Origin of the sequence: Roseovarius sp. MMSF_3298, assembly GCF_030733705.1 — a bacterium.
In the GTDB taxonomy this organism is placed as follows: Bacteria; Pseudomonadota; Alphaproteobacteria; order Rhodobacterales; family Rhodobacteraceae; genus Roseovarius; species Roseovarius confluentis.
Map to the genome: position 1 here is coordinate 1 of NZ_JASHIN010000013.1, position 25,315 is coordinate 25,315.

Consider the following 25,315-nt stretch of genomic DNA (forward strand, 5'->3'; position numbering starts at 1 on the left):
CTGCGAGACGATGATGAAAGGCGAGGACCTTGCCACGTTCCACGCGAACCAGAAGGTCGCGCACGAGAAGCTGATCGCAAAGGTCGGCGCCGCGTCCATCACCGGCGAGTAAAACAAGGGATATCACCGAAGAATTAACGGTGGTTGAAGGTCAAGGGCGGCGCAGGTGATGCGTCGCCCTTTTCAGTGGTCGATCAGGTTAACGGTGCCGGATTCTTCGAAAATGGCACGTCGGTATCGCGTCGGTATCGCTGGAGGTACTGCATCGGTACGCATTTCAAACTCCGCGCGATTTAACGGAACGTGCGCTGCAAAAGTCTTTCAAAGACTTTTGCCAAGACTTTTTCTTAAAAAGTCTTGGCCTGTGGAACGCGGGTCAGGGGCGGAGCAGGATCTTGCCGCGGTGGGTGGCGGATTCCATCAACTCGTGTGCCGCCGTCGCCTCCTCGAACGGGAATACCTTGTGAGTGTAGGTGCCGACCGTGCCCTCGGCCAGAAGTGGCCAGACTTTTTCCAGGAGATCTTGCGCCACGCGGGTCTTGAACGTGTCGGGCCGCGACCGCAGGGTGGAGCCGGTATAGGTGAGCCGCTTGAGCATCACGGGCATCAAGTCGATTTCCATCTTCGAGCCGCCGTTGAACGCGAGTTGCACGATGCGGGCATCGGCATGGGCGGCCTTGATGTTGCGGGCCACGTAGTCGCCGCCGATGATGTCGAGGATGAGATTGGCACCGCCGGCCTCGCGGACGATGGGCACGAAATCCTCGGTCTTGAAGTCGATGGCGCGTTCGGCGCCGAGCTTCGTCACGTAGTCGGCGTCGTCCTTGCCGGTGCAGGTGGTGAAGACGCGCATGTCCAGGGCGCGGCCCAACTGGATTGCGGTGGAGCCGATGCCGCCGGCGCCGCCATGGACAAGCAGGAGGTCCTTGGGGGCCGGGGGCCTGTCGAGGAAGAGGTTGGACCAGACGGTGAAATACGTCTCGCAAAGGCCGGCGGCATCGGTTGCATCCATGCCCGTTGGAATGGGCAGGCAATGGGTGGCGTCGACGGCCACGTATTCGGCATAGCCGCCGCCATTGGTCAGCCCGCAGATCGCATCGCCCACGGCCAAGCCGGTCACGTTGGCGCCCACGGCGGCGACCTCGCCCGAGACCTCGAGCCCCAGAAGGTCGGAGGCCCCCTTGGGCGGCGGGTAGTGGCCACGGCGCTGGACGAGATCGGGGCCGTTGACGCCCGTGGCGGTGACCTTGATGAGCACCTCGGACGGCGCGGGGTCGGGGACGGGGCGTTCGCCTATCTCCAGCACCTCGGGTTTGCCGGGTTCGCGCATTTCCACGGTTTTCATCGTCTCGGGCAGCATTTGGGTCGTCCTTTTCTTGAGCTTGACCCTGAATGTGCATTTAATGCGAGGGGTTTCAACCGGATTGGCCGGGATGGTGGGTTTTCACCCACCCTACGAGAGGCGGCTAGCCGAGTTCTGACAAGTCCACATCGGGCAGGCTGTCGAGGGCGTTCTTCAGCGCCTCGCCCCAGCCCTCGGAGACGGCCTGGAAATAGGGGCTGTCGGCCTCGATCCGGCCAGTCTGGCCGATTGTCAGGCTGTCGGTTTCGTAGATGTGGTAATCGAAGGGCGCGCCCACGGTCAGGTTGGCCTTGAGCGTGGAATCGAAGCTGACCAGCAGGAGCTTCATCGCGGCCTCGAAGCTGAGATCCGGATCGAAGGCGCGCACCAGGATGGGGCGGCCGTACTTGGTTTCGCCCATCTGGAAGAAGGGCGTGTCGTCGCCCGCCTCGATGAAATTGCCCTCGGGGTAGATCAGGAAGAGGCGGGGCGGGCTGCCGGCGATCTGGCCGCCCAGCATGATGGTGGCGTTGAACGTGCCTTCGGCGCGCTGGCCGGATTCGCCCGTGCGCTCGATCACCTCGCGCAGGGTGTCGGCGACCATGCGCGCGGCCTGGAACAGCGAGGGGACGCCCAGCAGGGAGGGCGTGCGGTCGCCGGGGGACTTGGCGCGCTCGTCCAGCAGGCTGATGACGGATTGCGTGGTGGCGAGGTTGCCTGCGGACAGTAGCGTGATCATCCGCTCGCCGGGGCTTTCCCAGCTTGTCAGCTTCTTGAAGGTCGAGATGTTGTCCAGCCCGGCATTGGTGCGGGTGTCCGACATGAAAACGAGGCCCCGGTCGAGAACCATTCCCACGCAATATGTCATGCCCGTCCTTCGCTATTGTTGGGTGACGTCGATCTCGACCTCGAGCTGTTCCTCGGGGCCGCCGATTCTGGTGCCTGTGATGGGCGCAGCATCGGCGTAATCGAGGCCCGTTGCAACGCGGACGTAGCGTGTGTCGGGCGAAATTCCGTTGGATATGTCGAAGCCGACCCACCCCAGCGCGTCGACATGCGCCTCGGCCCAGGCGTGCATCGCCTCCTGCGCGGTGCGGTCGTCGAGCATGAGGTAGCCCGAGACGTAGCGGGCCGGAAAACCCATGGCGCGGGCGCAGGCCAGGAAGATGTGGGTGTGGTCCTGGCAGACGCCCTTGCCGTGGGTGATGGCATCCTCGGCGGACCAGCTGGGCTCGGACGCGCCGACCTCGAAGGGCACGCTGTCGCGGATCGTCTTGCTGAGCGCGTGCAGGCGGTCGAGCGGGTCCGGCTCGTCGACCTTGCGGATCAGGGCGCGGGCTCCGGATTTGGCCTCGGTCCGCTTGGTGGGCTGTTCATAGAGCCAGAGCGGCGCGGGGCCGAGGTGCCGCCCCAGGATGCCGCTGACATCCTCGAGTACGACCTCACCTTCGCTGCTGACTGTGAGCTCGGTCGTGTCGCGGTCGAAGCTGATGAGCTCGACGGCGTTGTTGTGGTGGTCGGTGAAGTCCAGTTCCTTACGGCCATTCTCGATGCTGGTGGTCCAGTTCAGGATGTGCTGGGCGCGCGTGGTCTTGGGAGTCTTGCGCAGCTGTTGCAGGCCATAGGTCACGGGGCCGGAAAAGCGGTAGCGGGTGATGTGCTTGATTTGCAGATGCATGGGTGTGGGTCACTCGTAGAAGCGGTATTCGCGCTCGATTTCCTGCGCAAGGTCGGCGAGGAGGGCGATGATCTCGGTGATGAATTCGTGCAGGCCGTAGTCGAAGATCGCGTCGACCTCGTGGGCGAGGTACTTGCGGTTGATGAAGTCGAGCTTCTTCATGGCGTCGGAGGGATGCGCGTTGCCGGCATTGAGGCTGCGCAGGTTTTCCTGAAGCTGGGCGGCGCAGAAGGCGAGACTGCGCGGCAGGCGCTGGTCGAGAATGAGGAAATGGGTGATGTCGCGAGGGCCGGAATCGGCGCCGTATTCCATGCGGAAGCCGCCGCGCGCCGCGACGGAGCGCAGGATGGTTTCCCATTGCACGTTGTCGAGCGCCGAGCCCACGGCGCGCGCCGATGGCAGAAGGACGTAGTATTTCACGTCGAGGATACGCGCGGTGTTGTCGGCGCGTTCAAGGAAGGTGCCGAGCCGGGCGAAATCATAGCGTTCGCCACGCAGCATGGTGCCGTGGGTCATGCCGCGCACCAGCGAGGTGTTCTGGCGCAGGGTGCGCAGGCAGCCGGGCAGGTCGCGTTCGGCCACCTGGCGGGCAAGGTTTTCCTGTGCGTTCATGTAGGCGCTGTTGATCGCTTCCCACATGTCGCCGGTAAGGGCGGTGCGCACCAGTCGCGCGTTCTGGCGGGCGGCGCAGATGCAGGAATAGACGGATGACCCGTTGTTGCGGTCGCGCAGAAGCCAGTTGATCGCGGCCTCCTTGGTGACCTCGCCCTTTGCCGCCTCGAAAGCGGGCCAGACGCCGGCGGATTGCAGCACCGAGCGCCATTCTGCCGCGCTGTCACCCATGCGTGTCAGCGCGATGCGCTGGCCGGTTTCGATCAGGCGGGCGGTGTTTTCGGCCCGTTCGAGGTAGCGGAAAAGCCAGAAGAGGCCGTTTGCGGTTTTGCCTAGCATCTCATCAGTCCTCCAGCACCCAGGTGTCCTTGGTGCCGCCGCCCTGCGACGAGTTCACCACCAGCGAGCCTTTCTTGAGAGCAACGCGCGTCAGACCGCCGGGGGTGATCTGGATGCCGTCGGGATTGACCAGCACGAAGGGGCGCAGGTCGACGTGGCGCGGGCTGAGACCCTTGTTCGTGAAAGTGGGCACGGTCGACAGGCTGAGCGTGGGCTGGGCGATGTAGTTCGAGGGCTTGGCGTCGAGTTTCTTGGCGAAGTCGGCGATCTCCTTTTTCGACGCGGCGGGGCCCACGAGCATGCCGTAGCCGCCCGAGCCGTGGACCTCTTTCACCACCAGTTCGGCGAGGTGCTCGCGGACATAGGCGTAGTCGTCGGCCTCGGAGCAGCGCCAGGTGGGGACGTTGGGCAACAAGGGCTGTTCGCCGGTGTAGAACTCGACGATATCGGGCATGTAGGAATAGATCGCCTTGTCGTCGGCGATGCCGGTGCCCGGCGCGTTGGCGATGGTGATGCCGCCGGCGCGGTAGACATCCATGATGCCCGCGACGCCAAGCTGGCTGTCGGGATTGAAATTGAGCGGATCGATGAAGTCGTCGTCGACGCGGCGGTAAAGCACGTCGATGGGTTTGTAGCCGCGGGTGGTGCGCATCGCCACGCGGCCGTCGACCACGCGCAGGTCGTGGCCCTCGACGAGGTCGACGCCCATTTGGTCGGCCAGGAAGGCGTGTTCGAAATAGGCGGAGTTGTAGATGCCGGGGGTCAGCACGGCCACGACGGGCGCGTCCTTGGTGCCTGCGGGCGCGCAGGCGGCGAGCGAGCGGCGCAGGTTGGTGGGGTAGTTCTGCACCGGCTGGACGCGGTTGCGCGAAAATAGCTCGGGGAACATCTGGAGCATGGTTTCGCGGTTTTCCAGCATGTAGCTGACGCCTGAGGGCGTGCGGGCGTTGTCCTCGAGCACGAAGAACTCGCCCGGACCGGTGCGCACCACGTCGATGCCGACGATATGGGTGTAGACGCTGCCGGGCGGCTCGACCCCGATCATGTGGGGCAGAAACGCCTCGTTCTTGGCGATCATCTCGGCGGGCAGGCGTCCGGCCTTCACGATTTCCTGCTTGTGATAGATGTCGTGCAGGAAGGCGTTGATCGCGCGCACGCGCTGTTCGATGCCGCGCGACAGCTTGAACCATTCGTTGCCCGACAGGATGCGCGGAATGATGTCGAAGGGGATCAGCCGTTCTTCGGCCTCGGCCCGGCCGTAGACGTTGAAGGTGATGCCGGTGAGCCGAAAGAGGTCCTCGGCCTCGCGCTGTTTGGCGCGCAGGCGGGCGGGATCTTCGGAGTCGAACCACTCGTGGAAGCTAGCATAGGGATCACGCAGGGTTTGGCTGGTGCCCCACATTTCGTCGAAGAAAGGTTCTGATGACATGTTCACCTCCGGCGTTTCATAGAAGCAGGCAGGCGCGAAGCTGGCAAGATAGTGCATTGCCGGAGGCTGAGTGGGTTAGGCTAAGGGGCCGGAACTGCTGGATTTTTGTGCATAGGCTGATCAGCCAAAACGGAAGAAGACCGGCGCGGTGCGGCGGATATAGTCCTCGAAGAAGGTGGTGAAGGTGGCCACAAGCGGCGGAAACGCCTCGTAGGGCGGGTAGAAAAGCGTGAGCCAGAGCGGTGTGACCTGCCAGTCAGGCAGAAGGATCGTGACATCGCCCGAGGCAAGCCCGTCGGCCACGAGAAAGTCCGGCAGGACGGTGATGCCCTGGCCGTGGCTGGCCAGTTGATAGAGCAGGTCGCCATTGTTGGTGATGAGGCTGCTTCCCGCCTGGACGCTGCGATGGGCCTGCTCGCGGGTGAACTCCCAGGTCTCCGGCGTGCCGGTGGCGCTGTAGGAGAGGCACATCTCGCGCGGCAGGTCGGCGGGGTCGGTGGGTGCGGCGGTGCCCGCAAAGAGCGACGGGGCGGCGACGGCGTGGCGTGGTACCTCGCAGATCTTGCGCCAGATGGTGGACTTGTCCGACGGTGGGCCGGAGATGCGGATCGACAGGTCATAGGGGTCTTCGATGATGTCGACGAAGCGGTCGGTCAGGGTGACGCTGAGATCGACCCGGGGGTAGGCGTCGCGGAAGGCGGCGATCAGGCCCGGCATCAGGCGCAGGCCCAGCGACATGGGCGCGTTGAGGCGCAGGCGGCCGGCGTCGGGATGGGCGGCGTGCATCAGCGCGTCGGTGGTGGCATCGAGTTCCGCCAGAAGGGGGCGATAGCGGGCCGCCACCACGGCGCCGGCATCGGTGAGCGAGACCTTGCGGGTGGTGCGCAGGAGAAGCTGCTGGCCAAGGCTGTCTTCGAGCCGCGCGACAATGCGCGTGACGCTGGAGGGGGTCATGTCGAGCGCGCGGGCGGCGGCGGCGAAGCTGCGCCGCTCGGCCACTTCGAGGAAGACGCGGATGGGTTTGATATCCTGCATGAGAGCATTATTGCCCCATGTGCAATAGTCTATGCAAGTTTGTTGCTATTCCCCTGCGAGGGTCTTTGCCCCAGATTGCACGGTAACAGTTCTTCAACCGAAAGGGCGACAGCATGATTACCGAGATCAAGGGTCTGCATCACGTGACGTCGATGGCGGGCGACGCCAATGACAACAACGCGTTCTTTACCAAGGTGCTGGGATTGCGCCGGGTGAAGATCACGGTGAATTTCGACGCGCCGGAGGTCTATCACCTTTATTTCGGCGACGAGGTGGGCACGCCGGGGGCGGTGATGACGACCTTCCCCTTCGGCCAGATGCCGCGCGGCACGCGGGGCGTGGGCGAAGTGGGCGTGACCGAGTTCGCCGTGCCACATGGCGCGCTGGGCTATTGGAAAGACCGGCTGGCCGCCGCAGGCGTGACCGGGCTGGCCGAGGACGAAGCCTTTGGCGAGAAGCGTCTGGGCTTTGACGGGCCTGATGGCGATGGTTTCGCGCTGGTCGAAACGGACGTGCGCGGGCGCACGCCCTGGACCGGGGCGGACGTGCCGGAAAGTGCCGCGATCCTGGGCTTTCACGGCGCGCGCTTTGCGCTGCGCGATGCCGATGCGACGGGAGAGCTTTTACGCTTCATGGGGTATCAGAAGATGGATACCCAAGGCGACCTGACGCGATACGTGATCGAGGGTGGCAATGCGGCGGACACGATCGACCTGCAGGAGGCGCCGAGCGCCAAACCGGCCCAACAGGGCGCGGGATCGGTGCATCACATCGCGTTCTCGGTTGAGGATCGGGCGACGCAGCTGGACGTGCGCAAGCGGCTGGTGGACACAGGGTATGACGTGACGCCGGTGATCGACCGCGACTATTTCTGGTCGATCTATTTCCGCACGCCGGGCGGTGTGCTGTTCGAGGTGGCCACCAACGAGCCCGGGTTCGACCGGGACGAGGATACGGCGAACCTGGGATCGGCGCTGATGCTACCGGATCGCTACGAGCCGCACCGTGCGAAGATCGAGGCGCATCTGCCGCAGCTGGTGGAGTGAGGCGATGGCGCTGGATCTGTACCATGCCAAGACGCGGGCGCCCGATGCGGGCGCGCCGCTGGTCTTTGCCTTTCACGGCACGGGCGGGGACGAGTCGCAGTTCTTTGACGTTGTCCGGCAGGTGAACCCACGGGCGGGGATCGTCTCGCCCCGGGGGGACGTGTCGGAACATGGCGCGGCGCGGTTTTTCCGGCGCACGGGCGAGGGGGTCTATGACATGGACGACCTGGCCAGGCGCACGGAGGCGATGGTGCGCTTCGTCGAGGCGCGGAAGGCCGTGTTTCCGGGCGTGCAAACATATGGCTTCGGCTATTCCAACGGGGCGAATATACTGGCCTCGGTGATGATGGCGCGGCCGGAGCTGTTCGACCGGGTGGGGCTGCTGCACCCGCTGATCCCGTGGGAGCCAGCGCCGGTCGCGGGGCTGGACGGGCGACGCGTGCTTGTCACGGCGGGGCGGCAGGATCCGATCTGTCCCTGGCCGCTGAGTGCGCGGCTCATCGAATGGCTGGCGGCGCAGGGTGCGGACGTCGAGACAGTAATCCATGATGGCGGGCACGAGATACGGCCCGAGGAAGTGCAGGCGCTGGCGCGCCATTTGACCTGAAACAGGAGAGCGAGATGAGTTGGAACCCGACGCAGAACCCCGATTGTCCCGATGCCGCTGGGTTGGAGGGCATAGAAACGTTGATCATCCCGCGCGCGCGGGACCTGGGCGGCTTCGAGGTGCGGCGCGCGTTGCCGAGCCCGGAGCGGCAGATGGTCGGCCCCTTTATCTTCTTCGACCAGATGGGGCCGGCGGAGTTCATCACCGAGGGCGGGATCGATGTGCGGCCGCATCCGCATATCGGGCTGGGGACGGTGACGTATCTGTACCAGGGCGAGTTCGAGCATCGCGACAGCTTGGGCACGCACCAGATGATCTATCCCGGCGAGGTGAACTGGATGCTGGCGGGGCAGGGCGTGACCCACTCGGAGCGCACGAGCGAAGAGACGCGGGGCACGCGGCATAACCTCTTTGGCATCCAGACATGGATTGCCTTGCCAGAGGACCGCGAGGACATGGCGCCGGATTTCGAGCATCACAAGGAGGCGGCGCTGCCGTTCCTGAACGATGGCGGCGCGGAGGTGCGGTTGATCCTGGGCACGGGCTGGGGTGAAAAGAGCCTGGTAACGATGCAATCCGAGATATTCTATGCCGATGCGGTGCTGGCGCCGGGGGCAAGTTTTCCCTTGCCCGACGAGCACGAGGACCGGGGGCTGTACGTGACGCAAGGCAGCGTCGAGATCGCGGGCGAGGTGTTCGAGGCGGGCCGGATGATGGTGTTCCGCCCCGGCGACCGGATGAGCGTGAAGGCGGGGCCGCAAGGTGCGCGGGTGATGGCGCTGGGCGGTGAGACGTTCAACGGGCCAAGGTATATCTGGTGGAATTTCGTGTCGTCCGATGTCGAGAAGATCGAGGCGGCAAAGAAAGCGTGGAAGGCGGCGGATTGGGACGGCGGACCGTTCAGGCTACCGCCGGGGGATGCTGACGAGTTCATCCCCATCACGGACGACATGGAGTGGATGAAGGTGAAGCGGCCCAAGGGGTAGAGCGTGCGGACGTGGTGGGGTGGAACCCCACCCTACGCAGCGTTCAGTAGAGCTTGATCGCGCCGGAGGTTTCGTCCGGCTCGGGCGTTTTTCCGGCGATGACCGAGGCGACGGACTGGTCGAGGATATCGTCCTCGGCCTTGCGCAGGCGGGTCAGCAGGTCGGGCAGGGTGCCGGTGGTGCCCGCCACCTGCTCCAGCGAGGGGCGGTCGCTCATGTCGCGGGTGCGACCGAGGCTGAGCCCGATGTCGCGGGCCAGTTCGGCCACGGTGACCCGGTGCAGGTCGCGCGAGAGACAAAGTTCGCCGTCCTCGGTTTCGACGATGTAGTTGGCCTCGAGCAGGGCCTCCACCGTGGAGTCACGCGCCAAGAGCGGCACGGCTTCGGCGAGGTCGTCATGGCTGAGCGACTGGCCATTCGGCGCCAGCCGGACCAGCGCGGCAAGAAGGGCGACGGCGACTTGCAGCGTTTCGGCGGGGGTGAGCGGACCGCCCGAGAGCGAGTCGCGGCGGCGCCACCAGTCGGGAAAGGAGGCGGTGAGCACGGCACCGAGGATGATCACCGTCCAGGAAGAATAGATCCAGATCAGGAAGATCGGGAACACCGCGACGGCGCCGTAGATCGTGGAATAGGTCGCGGAAGAGGTAACGAAGGTGTTGAACCCCCATTGCAGCAGTTGGAAGGCGACCGCGGCGAAGGCGCCGCCGATGAGCGCGTTGCGGACCTTGACCTGCACGGCGGGCACGACGCAGTAGAGCAGGGTGAAGACGAAGGTCGTGTTGACCACCGCGAGCACCGTGCGGGGCCAGTCCGAGCGCAGGTTGAGCGACGGCAGGTAGCCCGTGTCCTTGGCCCAGTCCTGAAGCGGGCGCATGACGTCGGTGGTCAGCGTGAAACTGGCCCCGATCAGGAGCGGCCCCATGGTCAGGACCGCCCAGAAGGTCAGCAGCCGCACATGCAGGGGACGGGGCCGGGCGACGCGCCAGATGCTGTTGAGCGTGGCTTCGATGGTGGCCAGAAGCAGCACGGCGGTGACCGGCAGGGCAATGATGCCTGCCACCGTCAAGTCACTGGCGTTGCTGGTGAAATCCGAGATGTAGGTGCGCACGTCCGAACCGACTTCGGGGATGAGGATGCCGAAGAACATTTCCTGCATGCGGATCTTGACCGGATCAAAGGCGGGAAAGCCCGAGAGCACGGCGAAGGCGATGACGAGAAGCGGCACCAGCGCCAACAGGGTGGAGTAGGTGAGCGCGCCCGCCGCCTGGGTCAGGCCGTCATTCACGAAGCGGCGCATGGCGAAATAGAAGAAGCTTCCGATATCCTTGAGGATGTCGATCGGGCTGGTTTCGCGCCAGTATTCCAGACGGGATTTCTTGTTCGCCATATCGGGGAGATAGCATAGGTCCCGGACAGCGTCTTTCAAACCGATGGCCTGACAGCGGCGATTTCCGCAAAGCGTGGGCTTTGAGACACCCTGGGGTTGAGGTCCCGGGTCAGGCCCGGGACGGGGTGGCGCGTAGGGCGGTGTCCCTTGTTTTTTGCCCGGTCGACGGGCTCAGGCGTCTTCCAGCACGAGTTCGGCGCATTTCTCTCCGATCATGATCGCGGGGGCGTTGGTGTTGCCAGAGACGATTTCCGGCATGATGGAGCAATCGGCCACGCGCAGGCCCGTCAGCCCATGCACGCGCAGGCGGGCATCGACGACGGCATTCGCATCGTCGCCCATCTTGCAGGTGCCGGTGGGATGGTAGATCGAGACCGAATTGTTGCGCGCCCAGTCGAGCGTGGCGGCGTCGTCGTCCATGCCGAGGTCACCCGAGGGCCGGAATTCCTCGGCGATCTTGGTCGACAGGGGCGCGTGGCGGGCGATTCTGCGGGCGATCTTGACGCCCTCGGTGAGGGTGCGGCAGTCGAGGTCGGTCGACAGGTAATGCGGGTGGATCTTGGGATAGGTCTTGGGGTCGGGGCCGTTCAGACGGATCTCGCCGCGGCTTTCGGGCCGCAACTGGCAGACTGACATGGTGAAGGCCGAGAAGGGATGCACGCCCTCACCGGGGCTGTCGGCGGACCACGGCTGGACATGGAACTGGATGTCGGGGGTTTCCACGTCGGGGCGCGTCTTGAGAAAGCCGGTGGCGAGGCTGGCGGCCATGGTCATCGGGCCGGCGCGGAACAGCGCGTATTTCAGCGCGATTCGGGCCTGCGAGGCGAGGCTGCGGACCTCGTCGTTCAGCGTGGGTTCGTTGCACTTGAAGACAAGGCGGGCTTGCAGGTGGTCCTGCAGGTTGCGGCCCACGCCGGGCAGGGCGTGGTGCGGCGTGATGCCGTTTTCCTTGAGGTGGTCGGGGTCGCCGAGGCCCGACAGCATGAGGATCTGCGGGCTGTTGATGGCGCCGCCCGACAGGATGACCTCGCGGGTTGCGCCGATGGTCTGCAACTGGCCGCCCTTGTCGCGGTACTCGACGCCGGTGACGCGTTTGCCGTCGAGAAGCACGCGGGTGACTTGCGCGTGGGTGACGATGTTCAGGTTCTTGCGGTCGCGGATGGGGCGCAGGTAGGCCACCGCCGCGCTGCATCGGCGGCCGTTGCGGGTGGTGAGCTGGAAATAGCCCACGCCCTCTTGATCTTCGCCGTTGTAATCGGGGTTGAACGGGTAGCCTGCTGTCTGGGCGGCGGCGACCCAGGCGTCGCAGATGGGGCGCTGGATGCGCATGTTGGACACCGAAAGCGGCCCGGCGTCGCCGTGATATGCGTCGGCGCCGCGCTCGTTGTTTTCGGCCCGTTTGAAAAGGGGGAGGACATCGTCCCAGCCCCAGCCGGTGTTGCCCATCTGGCGCCAGCGGTCGTAGTCCTGCGGCTGGCCGCGGACGTAGAGAAGCCCGTTGAGCGAGGACGACCCGCCCAGCACCTTGCCGCGCGGCCAGTCGATGGCGCGACCGTTGAGGCCCGGGTCGGGTTCCGTCCGGTAGCACCAGTCGACCGTGGGGTTGTGCATCGTCTTGAAGTACCCGACGGGGATGTGGATCCACGGATTTCGGTCGGGCGGGCCTGCCTCGAGCAGCGTCACGCGCACCTTGGGGTCCTTGCTGAGCCGGTTGGCCAGGACGCAGCCCGCAGAGCCCGCGCCAACGATCACGTAATCGGTATTCACCAGTTTTCCTCCCATTTCACGAAAAAACTCTATGCAGAACGGGAAAGCTATTCTAGTGTTTTTTGAAACGATACGTCTCAAAAGTTGTCAAAATGGGAGGATTAAATGGCAATTTATGACCGAGTGAAGGGCGTTTCGCGCCGGGATTTTTTCAAGATAGCAGGGACTTACGGCATGAGCTCGACGCTCTTGGCGGCGGGTGCCTTTGGTGGCGCGATGACGTCGGCGAACCTGGCCCGTGCGGCGGAATCGACCTACGAGAGGCGATTCTCGAAAGAGGCCAAGCACACGCTGAAGTTCGGTGCGTCGGGTTTCAACCCGCAGAACCTGCTGATCGAGCGGGCGGGCGCGCTTGAATTCGCGCGTGACCTTGAAAGCCGCACGGACGGCGAGATTCGCGTCGAGTTTATCGGCAACAACCAGATCTGCGGCCAGCTGAGCTGTGTCGAGAAGACCCAGCAGGGCATCATCGACATCTATGCCGCGTCTACCCAGAACTCGGCCGGCGGCGCGCCCTATCTGAACGTGCTGGATTATGCCTACATGTTCCCCGGCCGGGCGTCGCAGTACCACTTCCTTTACAGCCCCGAGTCCCAGCGCATCCTGCGCGACCCGCTGGAAAAGCGGCACGGGCTGAAATTCCTGTTCTCGCACTGTGAATTGCGGGGCATCCAGTTGGGTCTGTCATGGGAGGACAAGCCGACGGTGACCAAGCTGGAGGAGCTTTTCGGCACCAAGAACCGGGTCACGGGCACGCAGCTGGGCCGGATCGCCATGCAGGCGCTGAACCTCAACCCGGTGCCGGTGGCATGGGAAGAGACGCTGGACGGGCTGAAGCAGGGCCTGATCGACGGGGCGGAGACCTGGGCCTCGGCCGTGGCTTATGCCAACATGTCTCCGGTGGTCAGCCAGTGTGTCGACCTCAAGTTTTTCTGCGGGACCGAGCACACGTCGATGAGCGCGAGCGTCTTCGACGGGCTGGACGCGCATCTGCAGGAGGCCGTGATGGAAAGCGCCTACTGGGCGCAGACCCATGTGCAGGCGGCGAACGAGGCGGCTTTGGTCAAGACCGTCGGATTCTCGGACCCGCAGCTGCCGAACACGATCTTTGCCGAGAACAACGTGCGCAACGCGTTCCTGGCAGACGACCAGATCAAGATGGCCGAGGAAATGTGTTCGCCGGAATACCAGCCGGACCTGTGGGCCGACTGGCGCGAGCGCCTGAACAACTGGGCCGGTGGCATCGATACCTATCAGGAGATCTATGACATCGCACGCGAGGTCCCCGCGGACATGCTGCCCGAGAATGTCGAGCCGCGTCGCTGGTGGAAATCCTGATACTGACTTAAGAAAAATATCGCCGGCCCCCTGACCCGGGCCGGCGATATGCGGTCAGGACCGGCGTGATAGGCCGGAAGTCAACGAAAATGGGAGGGCGTCATGTCGATCTTGTCCGACGTGGGAGCAATTTTCTCTGCTGTCGCATCGAACGATGCGTGGATGATCCGGGAAGCGCTGAGTGCCGATGCGGCGTGGTACCTTGGAACGGCGGTGGCCTTGGTCGGGGGGCTGGCTCTGGCGGGGATGTACCGCGCGCTGCCTTTCGTCGAGCGGCACCTGGAGCGCACGATCATGGTGGTGGCTTACCTGGCGGTGGCGTTCATCATTTTCTGGGGCGTGATCGACCGCTTTATCTTTTCCAACCAGCAGCCGTGGTCGACGACGATCCCGCCCTTGCTGTTCATGATCATGGCGTGGTTCGGTGCGACCTATAACGTCGCGCTGCGCACGCATCTGAGTTTTTCCGAATTCCGCAGCCGGATGCCGCGGCCTGCGCAGTTCGCCTGTCTGATGCTGGACGCGGTGCTGTGGTTCACATTCTCGGTGATCGTGATGGTCACAACGGCGCGGGCCGCGGCCCTGTCGGCGTCGAATTTCCAGATCGTGCTGGGCACGGACAATACCCTGCAATGGTGGTTCCTGATCACCGCGCCCATCGCGTTTCTGCTGATGGCGGCGCGGACGTTTCAGAACCTGTTCGAGGATATCGCCAACTGGCGGTCGGGCCGGCCGCTGATCAAGCAAGCCGTGATCGGGGGGGACGTATGATGACCGATGGCACCCTCATTACGCTGATTTCACTGGGCGTGACGTTCCTGTTCATGCTGGGCGTGCCGGTGTTCCTGGTGATCGCCTACTGGGTGATCGGGTGCAGCTTCGTGCTGGACCTGACGCTGGACAACCTTGGCGCGGAACTGCTCAACGTCTTCAACAAGGGGTTCGCCCTGTTGGCGATGCCACTGTTCATCCTGACCGGGGACCTGATCAACAAGTCGGGGATCGCACGACGATTGTCCGATTTCGCCTATGCCTGTCTTGGGTGGTTACGCGGCGGTCTGGCCATGGCGAGCCTTGGGGCCTGCGGGCTGTTCGCCGCGATTTCGGGGTCGAACTCGGCAACCACGGCGACCATCGGTTCGATGCTGCATCCCGAGATGGTGAAAGGCGGCTATGACGAGCGGTTCTCGGCGGCCACCGCCGCCGCAGGTGGTACGGTGGGGATCATCATCCCGCCGTCGATCATCTTCATCGTCTACGGCTTTCTGATGAACCTGCCGATCTCGGACCTGTTCGTGGCGGGGATCCTGCCCGGCGCGCTGATGGTGTTCGGCATGCAGTTCGCCTGCTGGATCATCTGCCGGATGAACGGCTGGGGCTACCTGATCCCGCTCCAACTGAACCGGGTGCTGAAGACGGCGTTCGGCGCATGGCTGGGGTTCTTTGCGATCGGGCTGGTGCTGTGGGGCATCTATACCGGCAAGTTCTCTCCGACCGAGGCGGCGGGCGTGACGGTTGGCTTCTGCATCATCGCGGGCCTGCTGAGCTGGGTGGTGAGCCGGATCTTCCGGGTCAGGAGCGACAGGCCGTGGGAAGAACGGTCTTACGCGTCGATGTTGGTGGTTGAAGGGTTCACCATTCCTGAAATCCCGGGCATCGTCATGCGCTCGGCCCAGATCACGGGAATCCTCGCGCCGCTCATCGCCATCTCGGTGGTGATGCAACAGATCCTGTCGCTGTTGGGCGCGCAGGAAGTGATCGGCACGTTCCTGACCTCGATGGGCGGCTATTACCCGGTGCTGTTCACCGCGATGCTGATCGTGTTCTTTTCGGGCATGATCCTGGAATCGCTGCCGGTCACGATCATCCTGGCGCCTATTCTTGCGCCGATTGCGGCCAGCGTGGGTGTCGATCCGGTGCATTTCTCGGTGATCTTCCTGGTGGGCGCGTCGATCGGGTTCATTACGCCGCCTTATGGGCTTAACCTTTACGTCGCATCCGGCGTGACGGGGGTGCCGTACTTCCGCTTGCTGAAGTATACCGTGCCGTATCTTGTCGCCTTGATCAGTGTCTGGGTTCTGGTGTCTGTTGTCCCGGAAATTGCGCTGGTCTTGTTGCCGAACAGGTAGGAAAGACGTGACATGCCCGACGATCAATCAGAAGACGGAAAGTACCTGATCCCTACCAACCTGCGCCTGCTGGTGCTGCTTGAAGAGGTGGCGAAGGCGGGCGTGCCGGTGGCGCCGTCGACGCTGGTCGCGGCGCTGGGCCTGCCGAAGCCGACGGTGCATAGGTTGCTGAGCACGGCGGAGGCGGAGGGGTATTTGCAGCGCGATGTCGACGGGCGCTCGTTCGGGCCGGGCAAGAGGTTGCGGACACTGGCGATCAACACGCTGTCGTCGCAGCGCATCCGCACCGAGCGGCTGATGATCATGAAGGGGCTGGCCGAGGATGTGGGCGAGACCTGCAACCTGGCGGCGCCGGGACGGTACGGGATGGTGTATCTCGACCGGGTCGAGACGCATTGGCCGCTGCGCATCCAGTTGCCGGTGGGCACGCAGGTGCCGTTCAACTGTACCGCCAGCGGCAAGATGTACCTGTCATCGCTGCGCACCGACAAGCTGTCCCGGCTGTTGCAGAACCTGGACATGCCGCGGCGGACCGAACGGTCGCTGACCGACGCGGATGCGCTTATGGCGGAGCTGGCGCGCATCAGGGAGCGGAATTATTCGACCGACAACGAGGAATTCATGGACGACATGACCGCCGTTGCGGTGCCGATCCGGGACGATCAGAACCGGCTGGTGACGACCTTGTCGCTGCACTCTCCGATCCAGCGGTGCAGCCTTTCGGACCTAGAGGCTTACCTGCCGCGCCTGCGCGAGGCGGCGCGGCAGTTGGAAGACCTGATCTGAGGACGGACTGGGCGGCCTGACGGGGGCGGGGATGCGCCGCCGAAGATCGCCCTGCGGCCAACGTGGATCAGGCTTTCTTGTCTTCGGGGAATTCGACCGGGCCGCCCTGGTCGGCCCAGGTGGAGAAGCCCTCGCGCAGGTGCGACGCCTCGAACCCCATGTCCTGAAGCGTGGCTGTGGCAAGCGCCGAGCGCCAACCGGACGCGCAATGCAGCACGTAGCGCTTGCCGGGTTGGGCGAAGACGTCGCGGTGATAGGGGCTTTCGGGGTCGACCCAGAATTCGAGCATCCCGCGCGGGGCATGAACACTGCCGGGGATGAAGCCGCTGCGCTGGCGTTCGCGCACGTCGCGGATATCGACGATCACGAGATCGGGGTCTTCGTGCTGCGCGATCAGGTCCTTCGTTTCGACCTCTTGGATACGGGCGCGGGCGTCGGCGACCATCTGGGCGGCGGTTGTCTTGAGTTGGGTCATCAAAGCTCCTTTGGGGGCGTTCAGGCGTTGGGTCGCGCGTCGAGCCAGGCGATCTGGTCACGAATGAAGTTCGGGTCGGTTTCCATGCGGATGAAGACTGCCGTCAGCGCGGCGACCGCTGCGGGCATGTCGTCGTCCGGGCTGCCATCGGGCATCAGGATTTCGCAGGTGCCGTCGGGGGCGACGGTCAGTGCGAATGTGTCGGACGGGATCACGGTGCCGGTATCGGAATGGGCTTGCATGGGTCTCTCCTGACGGTTTTCCCAGCAATAGAGACGGGGCGGCGGGCTGTCAAAACGACGCGGCGGGCGCGCGCGCGTGGTGCTGTTTGCGCGAACGTGATCGCGGGACCGCTGGGATTTGTGGAAACGTCGACGTGACCGGTCTATGTTGCGCGATCAGGGAGGTGCCATGCGCGTCGTTCGACTTGCTTTCATGCTGATCTTTGCCGGGCTGGCCGCGCAGGCGGATCAGCGCGAGGATTACCTTGACATGGCGCAGCGCGGCTGGAGTTACGAGCTGCGTACCACGATGATCGGGCGGGACATGGAAATCCCGGTACGGATCAACGGGCGCGACATGGCGGGGGCCGCGCTGTGCGTGGTGGGCGAGAAGCCCCACCCCGAGACCCGCGCGGTGCTCGATGCGTTCCGGGGCCTGATCGGAGACGTTTACGGCAAGCCGCTGCCGATGCGGTTTGCCGGGGACACGGCGCAGGGCTGTGGGGCGGGGCGGGTCGTTTTGTTGCGGCTGTATTCCGGGCGGCCGCCGAACCGGGCGCTGTCGCAGGACGTGGACTGGATGAACAGCGCTTTCGGTCTGGGCCTGCCGCGAGGGCGGGACTATGCGGCGATGTCGCCGGCGATGGCGCAGACGTTCTTTGGCCACCTTGGGCAGGTGACGCATATCATGGTCAAGCAGCCGGGGCCGTCGACGCCCGGAAAGCTGGAGCGCAAATTCTATCGCTCGATCCTTGTGGAAGAGTTGTTCCAGTCGTTCACCTTCGGGATGGATGTGCTGAAGTTCGACCGCGACGCGCGGTTCGTGTCAAAACTGCAGGAATTTCCCGTGAACATGGGCAGGATGCCGTGGAGCTCACGCGGGTTCATGCGGGCGATCCTGGGGTCGAACCCGGTAGGGCTGTGCCGGTTTGACGTTTTCATGCTGCATGCGGTGGCGCAGTCGCCGGGGGCCGAGACAAACGCGCCGGAATTCATAGATTTCATCGACGTGAACTACGAGCGACTGGATGCGCTGAGCGCGGAAAGTTTTGCCGATGCGCGGTTTGCGCCACTGATGGACCCGGACTGCGCGGCCGACCGGACGGTGCGTTAGGGATTACGACTTTCGGTTAGGTAGGCGGCGACTGGCCGCTTGCCCTAGCGTTGATGTGATGCGCCGCGCGGTGGGAGAGGCTGCGGGGTGCTGTCAAACGGTGTGTTTCGGGAGGACAGGATGTGCTGAAAGAGGCCGGCCAGCGCGATATCGCGGGATTGTTGCAGCAGTTGGGAGATGGGCTGATCGGGCATGAGAGCCTGATCGAGCGAATGACGATCGCGCTGTTGACCGGGGGGCATCTGCTGGTCGAAGGGGCGCCGGGGCTGGCCAAGACGCGGGCGGTGAAATGCCTTGCGAAGGCGGTGGAAGGGTCGTTCGCGCGTATTCAATGCACGCCCGACCTGATGCCGGCCGACCTGACCGGTACGCCAGTCTACAAGCCCGGCGATGGCAGTTTCGAGTTCGTCAAAGGGCCGGTCTTTCACAACCTCGTCTTGGTGGACGAGATCAACCGGGCGCCGCCCAAGGTGCAGTCGGCCCTGCTGGAGGCGATGGGCGAAGGACAGGTCACGGCAGGCAGCGAGACGCACGGTTTGCCCGATCCGTTCCTGGTGGTGGCGACGCAGAACCCGATCGAGCACGAGGGGACCTTTCCGCTGCCCGAGGCGCAGCTGGACCGGTTCCTGCTACACGTGGTGCTCGACTTGCCGGATCTCGAGACCGAGCGGGCGATCCTGAACCTTGTCGAGGCCGAGACGCATGGCGAGGCGGTGGCGTCGGACGCAACGATCAGCCAGCAAAGCCTGAAGGAGGCGCGCAAGGCGGTGGCGGACGTGCATCTGGCCGCGGAGTTGCGTGACTATATCGTGCGGCTGGTGATGGCGACGCGGGGCGGGGATTTGGCCGGGGATATCCAGCACGCGGTGTCGCCGCGCGGCACGCTCGCGCTGGCGGCGGCGGCGCGGGCGCGGGCTTTTCTGAAGGGGCGCGACCATGCGCTGCCCGAGGACGTGGCGGCCTTGGCACCCGATGCGCTGGCGCACCGGATGGTGCTGAGCTGGCGGGCGATGGCCGAGGGGCGCCGGGCAAGGGACGTGGTGGCGGATATCGTCAAAGCGGTGGAGCCGCTGTGAGTGCCGCGTTGGAGCAGCCGGGGGTCCGGCTTGCCGCCGGGGACCTGATCGCGCTGCGCGCCCATGCGCTGACCGGGCCGGGCGGCGCGGAGCAATGCGCCACGCTGCCCGGAGGCCATGCGACACGGGTCAAGGGGCAGGGGATCGAGGTGGCGGATATCCGGGACTACCTGCCCGGCGACGACATCCGGCATCTGGACCGGGCGAGCACGGCGCGGACCGGCAAGCTGCATGTGCGGCAGTTCCAGGCGGAGCGAGACCGGGTGCGGTACCTTGTGGCCGATATGCGCAGCGAGATGCTGTGGGGCTTGCGCCGGGCGCTGTTGTCGGTGGCTGGCGCCGAGGCGCTGGTGCTGGATGCCTGGCCGCTGATCGACCAGGGCGGGCGTGTCGGGCTCTTGGCGGTGACGGACCGGGATGTGACCGTGGTGCCGCCACGCGGGCGCATCCGCGGGATGCTGGACGTGATCGGCGGGCTGGTGGAGGCCCATGCTCGGGCGCTGGAGGATGCGGCGCGGGACAAGGGCTCGACCGGCGGGGCGCTGTCGCTGGACCGGGCGCTGCACCGGCTGGAGCGGCTGGCGCCATCGGGGGCGGAGATCGTGATCGCCTCGGGGTTCGACGCGCCGGGCGAGGAACTGGTGAAGGTGCTGGACGGGTTGGGGCAAAGGCGGGCAATCCGGCTGCTTTTGGTGTCGAACACCGACGCGTTGCCGGCGGGCCGGTACCCGGTACGGCTGGCCGATGGGCGACGGGCGAATTTGCGGATCGGTGTGAATGACTCGGTTCCGACAATGGTACGCATCGCGGGGCGCGAGGCGCTGGTGGTGGATGCCGGGGCCGACCCACGCGAGACGGCGCGGGTCTTGATCCGCTATCACGATGAGCATGCGGCATGAGCGGCGCGCCCCTTTCCGAAGCGGCGATGCGCGACAGCCTGCTGGATATAAGGTTGCCGCCGGGAGGCGCGGTGGAGGCCGTGGCGGACGTCCTGGTGTCGGCGGGGCTGGCGGGGTGTGCTGCGCTACTGGTGATCGGAGGGTTGCGGCTGGCATTTACGCGACGGCGCAGCGGCGCGACACCGGGGGTTGAGGCGCGTATTGCCGCGCTGGCGGAGTTGCCCGAGGACGCACGGCGCGTGGGTTTGCTGCACTTGCTGAAGGAGGTTGCGCCGGAGCGGTATGATGCGTTGCGCCCCACTCTGTACCGGCGGGAGGCGGAGATCGACGTGGAGGCGGAGGTGAGGGCGCATGTTTGAGCTCGCGCAGCCGCTGGCGCTGTTGCTGCTGCCGCTGCCGTGGTTGGTGCAGCGGTTCGTGGCGGCGCGGAGTGCGGGGGGACGGGCCTTGGTGCTGCCACGCCGTGTCGGCGAGGATCTGCTGGATCGAGCGCGACGCGGCGGCGTGGGCGTGGCGGGCGTGCCGCTGCGCGATGGAGCGTTGTGGATGGCCTGGGCGCTGCTGGTGGTGGCGTTGTCCGGTCCGAGGGATCTTGCGCCGGTGTCGGCGCTGAAGGTGTCGGGACGGGACCTGGCAATTGCGCTGGATCTGTCTGGCTCGATGGTGCGGGACGATTTCGACCTCGACGGCCGGCAGGTGACGCGGCTGGAGGCGGTGCAGACCGTCGGCGCGGAGTTTGCCCGGCGGCGGGGCGGCGACCGGCTGGCGCTGATCGTGTTTGGCTCGGAGGCCTATTACGCGACGCCCTTCACGTTCGACATCGAGGCGGTGGCGCAGGAGATCGAGACCTCGGTGATCGGCATCTCGGGGCGGGCGACGAACGTCTCGGACGGTCTGGGGCTGGCGCTGAAGCGGATGAAGGACAGCGATGCGGCGAGCAAGGTGGTGATCCTGCTGTCGGACGGGGTGAACAACGCGGGCGCGACGAAGCCGCTGGGCGTGGCCGAGCTGGCCGCCCGGATGGGGGTGCGGGTGCATACGATTGCGCTGGGACCCAAAGACCTGGAGAGTGCCGAGGAAGGCGAGCGCGGCGTGGTGGATGCGCGGAGCTTGCGGGCGATTGCGGAGGTCTCGGGCGGCGAGAGTTTCCGGGTGCGCACGACCGAGGATCTGCAGCAGGTGGCGGATGCGCTGGACCGGCTGGAGGCGAATGACAGCGACGGGCTGGCTGCCGAAATCTATCGAGATTACTGGCCCTGGCCCGCCGCGGCGGCTGCGTTGCTGTGCCTATTCGTGATCGCGAGGGACCCGGCATGAGCCTGGACGTCACCCTGCTGCGGCCCCTGTGGCTGTTGGCGCTGCCCGTGCTGGCGGGGCTGGCGTGGTGGCTTTGGTCGCAGCGGCAGGGGTTGGGCGACTGGCAGCGGGCGGCGGACCCGGGCATGATCCGCGCGATGGCGGCGCTGGGCCGGGTCGAGGCGCAGCCGGGGCGGTCGGGGCTGTGGGCCGGGATGGCGGTGCTGGTGATCGCGGTGCTGGCGCTGGCGGGACCGGCGGTGGAGCGGCGGGACACGCCCAGTTTTCGCAACCTCGACGGGGTGCTGTTCGTGGTCGATGCCTCGAGCAGTGTGACGAAGGATGACCGCTGGCCGCAGATGCAGGCGCTGGGGCGGTTCGGGCTGGCCAACCTGGGAACGCGGCCCGGGGGAGTCGTGGTCTATGGCGGGGACGCCTATCTGGCGACGGGCATGACGCTGGATCACTTGCAGCTTGGGCAGACGTTTTCGTTGATCGGGCCGGAGCTGGTGCCCGACCCCGGCACAAGGCCCGCGCGCGCATTGGCGCTGGCGGTGGCGCGGCTGGAAGAGGCCGAGATCATCGCGGGGGACGTGGTGCTTTTCACAGATGGGGCGGGGCTGGGGCCGGAGAGTTTGCGGCTGGCGGCACGGCTGTCGGAGATCGGGGCAAGGCTGTCGTTGGTTGGGATGGGCGACGCACCGGCGCTCGTGACCCATGCGCAGGCAGGCGGCGGGCGGGTCTTTGGGCTGAACGACGCGGAGGCGCTGGCCGGCTGGCTGGTGCAGGACATGGCGGCGCGGCTGGAGCGGCAGGATTATCCGCTGATTTTCTGGAGCGACATGGGTCGGTACCTGCTATTACTGGCCGCCGTGCCGATGCTGCTGATGTTCCGCAGGCAGGCCGCATGAGGGGGCTGGCGCTGATAACGGCGGTGTTCCTGCTGGCCGGCCTGAGCCTGGGCGGGACGGCGTCGTTCGGGCGCGTGTTGTTGGCGGTCGGGTTGCCGGGATGGGCGGCGGAGGTGTTCGACGCGCCGGACTGGCGGGGCGTGGCGCGGTTCCGCGCGGGCGAATACGGCGCGGCGGCGGAGGCCTTCGCGGCGGCCGGGCAGGACTATAACCTCGGAAATGCGCGGGCTTTCGAGGGGGAGTATGCGCAGGCTTTGGAATCCTATGATCTTGCCATTGCAGCTGGGGATCCGCGGGCGCGGGCGAATTTCGATGTGGTCGCGGCCTATTACGCGGGCCTCGCGATCGACCCCGAGGCGCTGGCCTTGCTGCCTGACCGCAAGCGTGGGTCTACTGCCGACGCTGAGGTGGGGCAGGGCGACGCGCGTGCGGCCTCGACCGGCGACGGGGTCAGCAATACCGGCGCGGTGCTGGGCATGGCCGAGCTGGAAAGCCGTGGCAAGCTGGGCGTACGGCGCGTGTTCAAGGATTACTTCATGGTGGCCGACGAGCGCTGGCTCTTGCAGTTGGAGGACGTGCCGGGGGAATTCATGTCGGAGCGGATCTTGCAGGAACACAAGCGGCGCGGGAAACTGGGACTGTCGCCGCCCGAGCCGGAGGATCCGGGATGACAATTGCTTGTGAGACGCGCGCCTCGGTTCCGCCCCGGCCCTCGAGCCGGGGCCTACTGCCGGGGAAGGCGAGAGGTCCCGGATCAGGTCCGGGACGGGAGGTTCATGTGTTTGCGCTCGGCGTGTTGGCGCTTGCGATGCTCGTGCTGCTGATGCCGGCGGTGGCGTTCGGGCAGTCGCGCGAAGTGCGGCCGGGGGAATTGGCGCTGGAGGTCAGCGTGGAAGAGCGGCAAGCGACGCCCTACACGCAGGAAATGGTGCTTTTGACCATCCGCGGCACCTATCGGCGCTATATCACCCGGGAAAAACTGGTGCAGCCGGAGCTGGAGGGGTTCAACTGGTCACAGCTGGGACCCGACACCTGGCGCGATGAGCGCGTGGACGGGCGTAAGGTCAAGGTCTTTATCCGGCGCATGGCGGTTTACCCGGAAAGGCCCGGCGAACTGACCATCGGGGCGTTTCGGCACCGGCTGACGCTGACCGACGAGGGCGACGACTGGTTCGAGCACGACGTCGCGTCCGAGCCGATCACGATCAAGGTGGACCCGGCGCCGGCGGATGGAGACTGGTGGTTCCCGGTGCGGCAACTGGAAGTGTCGGACCAGTGGTCGAACGCGCCCGACCAGCTGACGCCGGGAGAGGGCGTGTTGCGGGTGATCCGCGTCGAGGCGCTGGGCGCCACGCCCGAGATGATCCCGCCGATGCCGGAGCTGAACTCGCCTTCGGGCATGATTTTTGCCCACCCGGAAAAGCGGCTTATCCAACTGACGCCGGAGGGACCCAAGACCATCGCCTTCTGGCGCTGGACGATCCGGCCGGGCAATGACGTGTCGGCGGTCGTGGAGCCCTTGAGCTTTGACTATTACGACACAACCATGCGCGAAAAGCGGACGGTGGAGATCAACGCGCAGCGGGTGGCCTATGGCGCACGCGTGAGGGCAAGCGGGGCCGGTGCCCCGACGACCGCGCAGGCCGTGCCCGAACCCGCCGAGGCGGTGTTGCCGGGCGGTCCGGCGCTGGCTGCTGCACTGGCGGTTTTCGCGGCGGCGCTGGCGCTGGGGCTGCGCGGTCGGGCGTGGTCGGGCGTGCCGCGGCTATCGGACTGGGTGCCGGGGTGGCACCCTCAGCGACGCGCGCTGCGCCGTGCGGCGCGGGCCGGGCGGGTCGGTGAGGTGCGGAAGGCTCTGGTGGCACTTTCAGGAGCGGATCCGGGAGCCGAGACGTACCGCAAGCGGTTGGCGGAACTGGATCGGGCGGTCTATTCCGGCGCGGCCCCGCCGGGCGACGTGACGCGGTTCGCCCGCTAGTTGCACACGGGCGCCCCCGGCTGTTTCCGATTTCGCGGGGAACTTGCCCGCTGTGCGATTGGCCAAGCATTGCCGGTTCGGACAGGCCTGCGCCAAATGGTTGATCATTCTCGATTTGGTGCTAGGTTTCCATTTGGGAGGATCGGCATGTTGGCAGCAAGAGATGAATGCGCGGACGCGCAGCCTGTGTCGTCGGTGATGATCGTGGACGACCATCCGCTGTACAGCGACGCGCTGGAAACAGCGCTGACGCTGGGATTCCCCGAGTGCAAAATCCGCAAGGCGGGCAGTCTTCAGGCGTGCTTCGACCTGTTGGACCAGGAGTTTCACCCCGATCTGGTGATGTTCGACCTGAAGTTGCCGGACGTGACCGGGGTGTCGGGTTTCGAGAAATTGCGCGAGCGGTTGCCCGAGGCGCGCGTGCTTGTGATCTCGTCGCTGGCGTCGAGCGAACTGGTGCACACGCTTTTGCGATCGGGCGCGATGGGATTCCTGCCAAAGGACGCCTCGGCCAAAACGCTGCAATTCGCGGTGTCCGAGATCACCGCCGGGCGGCGTTACATTCCCGCCGAGTACGTCAATGTCGAGGAGGCAGGCGGCGAGGACGATCTGTTCAAGACGACGCCCGAGCTGAGCATCCTGACGCCGCAGCAGGTTAATATCCTGAAGCTGATTTGCGCGGGCAAGCCCAACAAGCAGATCGCTTACGAGCTGTCGCTGGCGGAAGCCACGGTCAAGGCGCATATCACCGCGCTGTTGCGCCGGCTGGACGTGCGCAACCGGACCCAGGCGGTGGTGTTCGTGGAGTCGGTGATGGCGCGTCATGCCGAACCCGAGGCGCGCGCCTTTTTGCAGCACTAGGCG

At 65.5% G+C, this 25,315-nt stretch carries 26 protein-coding genes; 16 read left to right on the top strand and 10 right to left on the bottom strand.

The genetic code is table 11. From position 1 onward, the window contains the following. Positions 1-376: 376 nt before the first annotated feature. From RBB18_RS12685 to RBB18_RS12710, 6 genes are all read right to left on the bottom strand, one after another. The gene (locus tag RBB18_RS12685; RefSeq protein ID WP_306111227.1) at positions 377-1,360 is read right to left on the bottom strand and encodes an NAD(P)H-quinone oxidoreductase; all 984 of its coding nucleotides are present in this window, start codon (positions 1,358-1,360) and stop codon (positions 377-379) included. Positions 1,361-1,466: 106 nt separating this feature from the next. Beyond that, positions 1,467-2,210 carry a proteasome-type protease gene (locus RBB18_RS12690; RefSeq protein ID WP_170067269.1) on the bottom strand — a complete coding sequence of 248 codons (744 nt, stop codon included), beginning with the start codon at positions 2,208-2,210 and terminating at the stop codon, positions 1,467-1,469. 12 nt (positions 2,211-2,222) lie between these two features. Then, positions 2,223-3,020, bottom strand: a complete 798-nt coding sequence (locus RBB18_RS12695; RefSeq protein ID WP_103764894.1) for a transglutaminase family protein — start codon at positions 3,018-3,020, stop codon at positions 2,223-2,225. 9 nt (positions 3,021-3,029) lie between these two features. Next, complete coding sequence (locus RBB18_RS12700) at positions 3,030-3,971, bottom strand: alpha-E domain-containing protein (RefSeq protein ID WP_103764895.1); 942 nt, start codon at positions 3,969-3,971, stop codon at positions 3,030-3,032. Positions 3,972-3,975: 4 nt separating this feature from the next. Continuing rightward, entirely contained in the window at positions 3,976-5,400 is a 1,425-nt protein-coding gene (locus RBB18_RS12705) for a circularly permuted type 2 ATP-grasp protein (protein WP_103764957.1), read from the bottom strand. A 120-nt stretch (positions 5,401-5,520) separates the two neighbouring features. Continuing rightward, a complete protein-coding gene (locus tag RBB18_RS12710; RefSeq protein WP_306111228.1) occupies positions 5,521-6,435 on the bottom strand; it encodes a LysR family transcriptional regulator in 915 nt (304 codons plus the stop codon). 113 nt (positions 6,436-6,548) lie between these two features. Here RBB18_RS12710 and RBB18_RS12715 point away from each other — a divergent pair, with 113 nt between their 5' ends. Genes RBB18_RS12715 through RBB18_RS12725 form a run of 3 tightly spaced genes read left to right on the top strand, consistent with a single transcriptional unit; the run spans position 6,549 to position 9,074 of the window. Continuing rightward, entirely contained in the window at positions 6,549-7,481 is a 933-nt protein-coding gene (locus tag RBB18_RS12715) for a ring-cleaving dioxygenase (protein WP_306111229.1), read from the top strand. A gap of 4 nt (positions 7,482-7,485) precedes the next feature. Continuing rightward, positions 7,486-8,088: an alpha/beta hydrolase gene (locus tag RBB18_RS12720; protein ID WP_274594549.1), complete on the top strand. Its 603-nt coding sequence runs from the start codon at positions 7,486-7,488 to the stop codon at positions 8,086-8,088. Between the two features lie 14 nt (positions 8,089-8,102). Further along, positions 8,103-9,074 (top strand): pirin family protein, encoded by a 972-nt coding sequence (locus tag RBB18_RS12725; protein ID WP_306111230.1) that lies wholly within the window; start codon positions 8,103-8,105, stop codon positions 9,072-9,074. A 43-nt stretch (positions 9,075-9,117) separates the two neighbouring features. Here RBB18_RS12725 and RBB18_RS12730 read toward each other — a convergent pair whose 3' ends face one another. After that, entirely contained in the window at positions 9,118-10,500 is a 1,383-nt protein-coding gene (locus RBB18_RS12730) for a YihY family inner membrane protein (protein WP_306111231.1), read from the bottom strand. Positions 10,501-10,632: 132 nt separating this feature from the next. Further along, complete coding sequence (locus tag RBB18_RS12735; protein WP_103764901.1) at positions 10,633-12,243, bottom strand: GMC family oxidoreductase; 1,611 nt, start codon at positions 12,241-12,243, stop codon at positions 10,633-10,635. Positions 12,244-12,333: 90 nt separating this feature from the next. Between RBB18_RS12735 and RBB18_RS12740 the strand changes: the two genes are divergently transcribed. The 4 genes from RBB18_RS12740 (at position 12,334) to RBB18_RS12755 (ending at position 16,481) form a co-directional block, all read left to right on the top strand. After that, positions 12,334-13,566, top strand: coding sequence for a TRAP transporter substrate-binding protein (locus RBB18_RS12740; RefSeq protein ID WP_103764902.1), 1,233 nt, complete (start codon positions 12,334-12,336; stop codon positions 13,564-13,566). Between the two features lie 102 nt (positions 13,567-13,668). Then, the gene (locus RBB18_RS12745) at positions 13,669-14,337 is read left to right on the top strand and encodes a TRAP transporter small permease (RefSeq protein WP_103764903.1); all 669 of its coding nucleotides are present in this window, start codon (positions 13,669-13,671) and stop codon (positions 14,335-14,337) included. Then, positions 14,337-15,695: a TRAP transporter large permease gene (locus tag RBB18_RS12750; protein ID WP_306111232.1), complete on the top strand. Its 1,359-nt coding sequence runs from the start codon at positions 14,337-14,339 to the stop codon at positions 15,693-15,695. The genes RBB18_RS12745 and RBB18_RS12750 overlap by 1 nt, the downstream gene beginning before the upstream one ends. Positions 15,696-15,707: 12 nt before the next feature. Then, complete coding sequence (locus tag RBB18_RS12755) at positions 15,708-16,481, top strand: IclR family transcriptional regulator (RefSeq protein WP_103764904.1); 774 nt, start codon at positions 15,708-15,710, stop codon at positions 16,479-16,481. A 67-nt stretch (positions 16,482-16,548) separates the two neighbouring features. On the opposite strand, the gene RBB18_RS12760 is transcribed toward RBB18_RS12755, so the two are convergent. Beyond that, positions 16,549-16,956 (bottom strand): rhodanese-like domain-containing protein, encoded by a 408-nt coding sequence (locus RBB18_RS12760; protein ID WP_306111233.1) that lies wholly within the window; start codon positions 16,954-16,956, stop codon positions 16,549-16,551. Between the two features lie 20 nt (positions 16,957-16,976). Next, on the bottom strand, positions 16,977-17,198 hold the full coding sequence (locus tag RBB18_RS12765; RefSeq protein WP_274594552.1) for a hypothetical protein: 222 nt from the start codon (positions 17,196-17,198) through the stop codon (positions 16,977-16,979). Between the two features lie 169 nt (positions 17,199-17,367). On the opposite strand from RBB18_RS12765, the gene RBB18_RS12770 reads away from it, so the two are divergent. The 9 genes from RBB18_RS12770 to RBB18_RS12810 all read left to right on the top strand — a co-directional run bounded on the left by RBB18_RS12770 (position 17,368) and on the right by RBB18_RS12810 (position 25,312). Beyond that, complete coding sequence (locus RBB18_RS12770; protein ID WP_146050099.1) at positions 17,368-18,291, top strand: hypothetical protein; 924 nt, start codon at positions 17,368-17,370, stop codon at positions 18,289-18,291. Between the two features lie 122 nt (positions 18,292-18,413). After that, positions 18,414-19,367: a MoxR family ATPase gene (locus RBB18_RS12775; RefSeq protein ID WP_245890574.1), complete on the top strand. Its 954-nt coding sequence runs from the start codon at positions 18,414-18,416 to the stop codon at positions 19,365-19,367. After that, positions 19,364-20,266: a DUF58 domain-containing protein gene (locus tag RBB18_RS12780; RefSeq protein WP_306111234.1), complete on the top strand. Its 903-nt coding sequence runs from the start codon at positions 19,364-19,366 to the stop codon at positions 20,264-20,266. Before RBB18_RS12775 ends, RBB18_RS12780 begins: the two co-directional genes overlap by 4 nt. After that, positions 20,263-20,625 carry a hypothetical protein gene (locus tag RBB18_RS12785; RefSeq protein WP_103764909.1) on the top strand — a complete coding sequence of 121 codons (363 nt, stop codon included), beginning with the start codon at positions 20,263-20,265 and terminating at the stop codon, positions 20,623-20,625. The genes RBB18_RS12780 and RBB18_RS12785 overlap by 4 nt, the downstream gene beginning before the upstream one ends. Continuing rightward, complete coding sequence (locus RBB18_RS12790; RefSeq protein ID WP_103764910.1) at positions 20,618-21,583, top strand: VWA domain-containing protein; 966 nt, start codon at positions 20,618-20,620, stop codon at positions 21,581-21,583. Before RBB18_RS12785 ends, RBB18_RS12790 begins: the two co-directional genes overlap by 8 nt. Further along, entirely contained in the window at positions 21,580-22,473 is an 894-nt protein-coding gene (locus RBB18_RS12795) for a VWA domain-containing protein (protein WP_306111235.1), read from the top strand. Before RBB18_RS12790 ends, RBB18_RS12795 begins: the two co-directional genes overlap by 4 nt. Beyond that, complete coding sequence (locus RBB18_RS12800; protein WP_306111236.1) at positions 22,470-23,144, top strand: hypothetical protein; 675 nt, start codon at positions 22,470-22,472, stop codon at positions 23,142-23,144. Before RBB18_RS12795 ends, RBB18_RS12800 begins: the two co-directional genes overlap by 4 nt. Positions 23,145-23,251: 107 nt before the next feature. Further along, positions 23,252-24,451: a hypothetical protein gene (locus RBB18_RS12805; protein WP_306111237.1), complete on the top strand. Its 1,200-nt coding sequence runs from the start codon at positions 23,252-23,254 to the stop codon at positions 24,449-24,451. A 147-nt stretch (positions 24,452-24,598) separates the two neighbouring features. After that, positions 24,599-25,312, top strand: a complete 714-nt coding sequence (locus RBB18_RS12810; RefSeq protein WP_103764913.1) for a response regulator transcription factor — start codon at positions 24,599-24,601, stop codon at positions 25,310-25,312. Positions 25,313-25,315 lie beyond the last annotated feature (3 nt).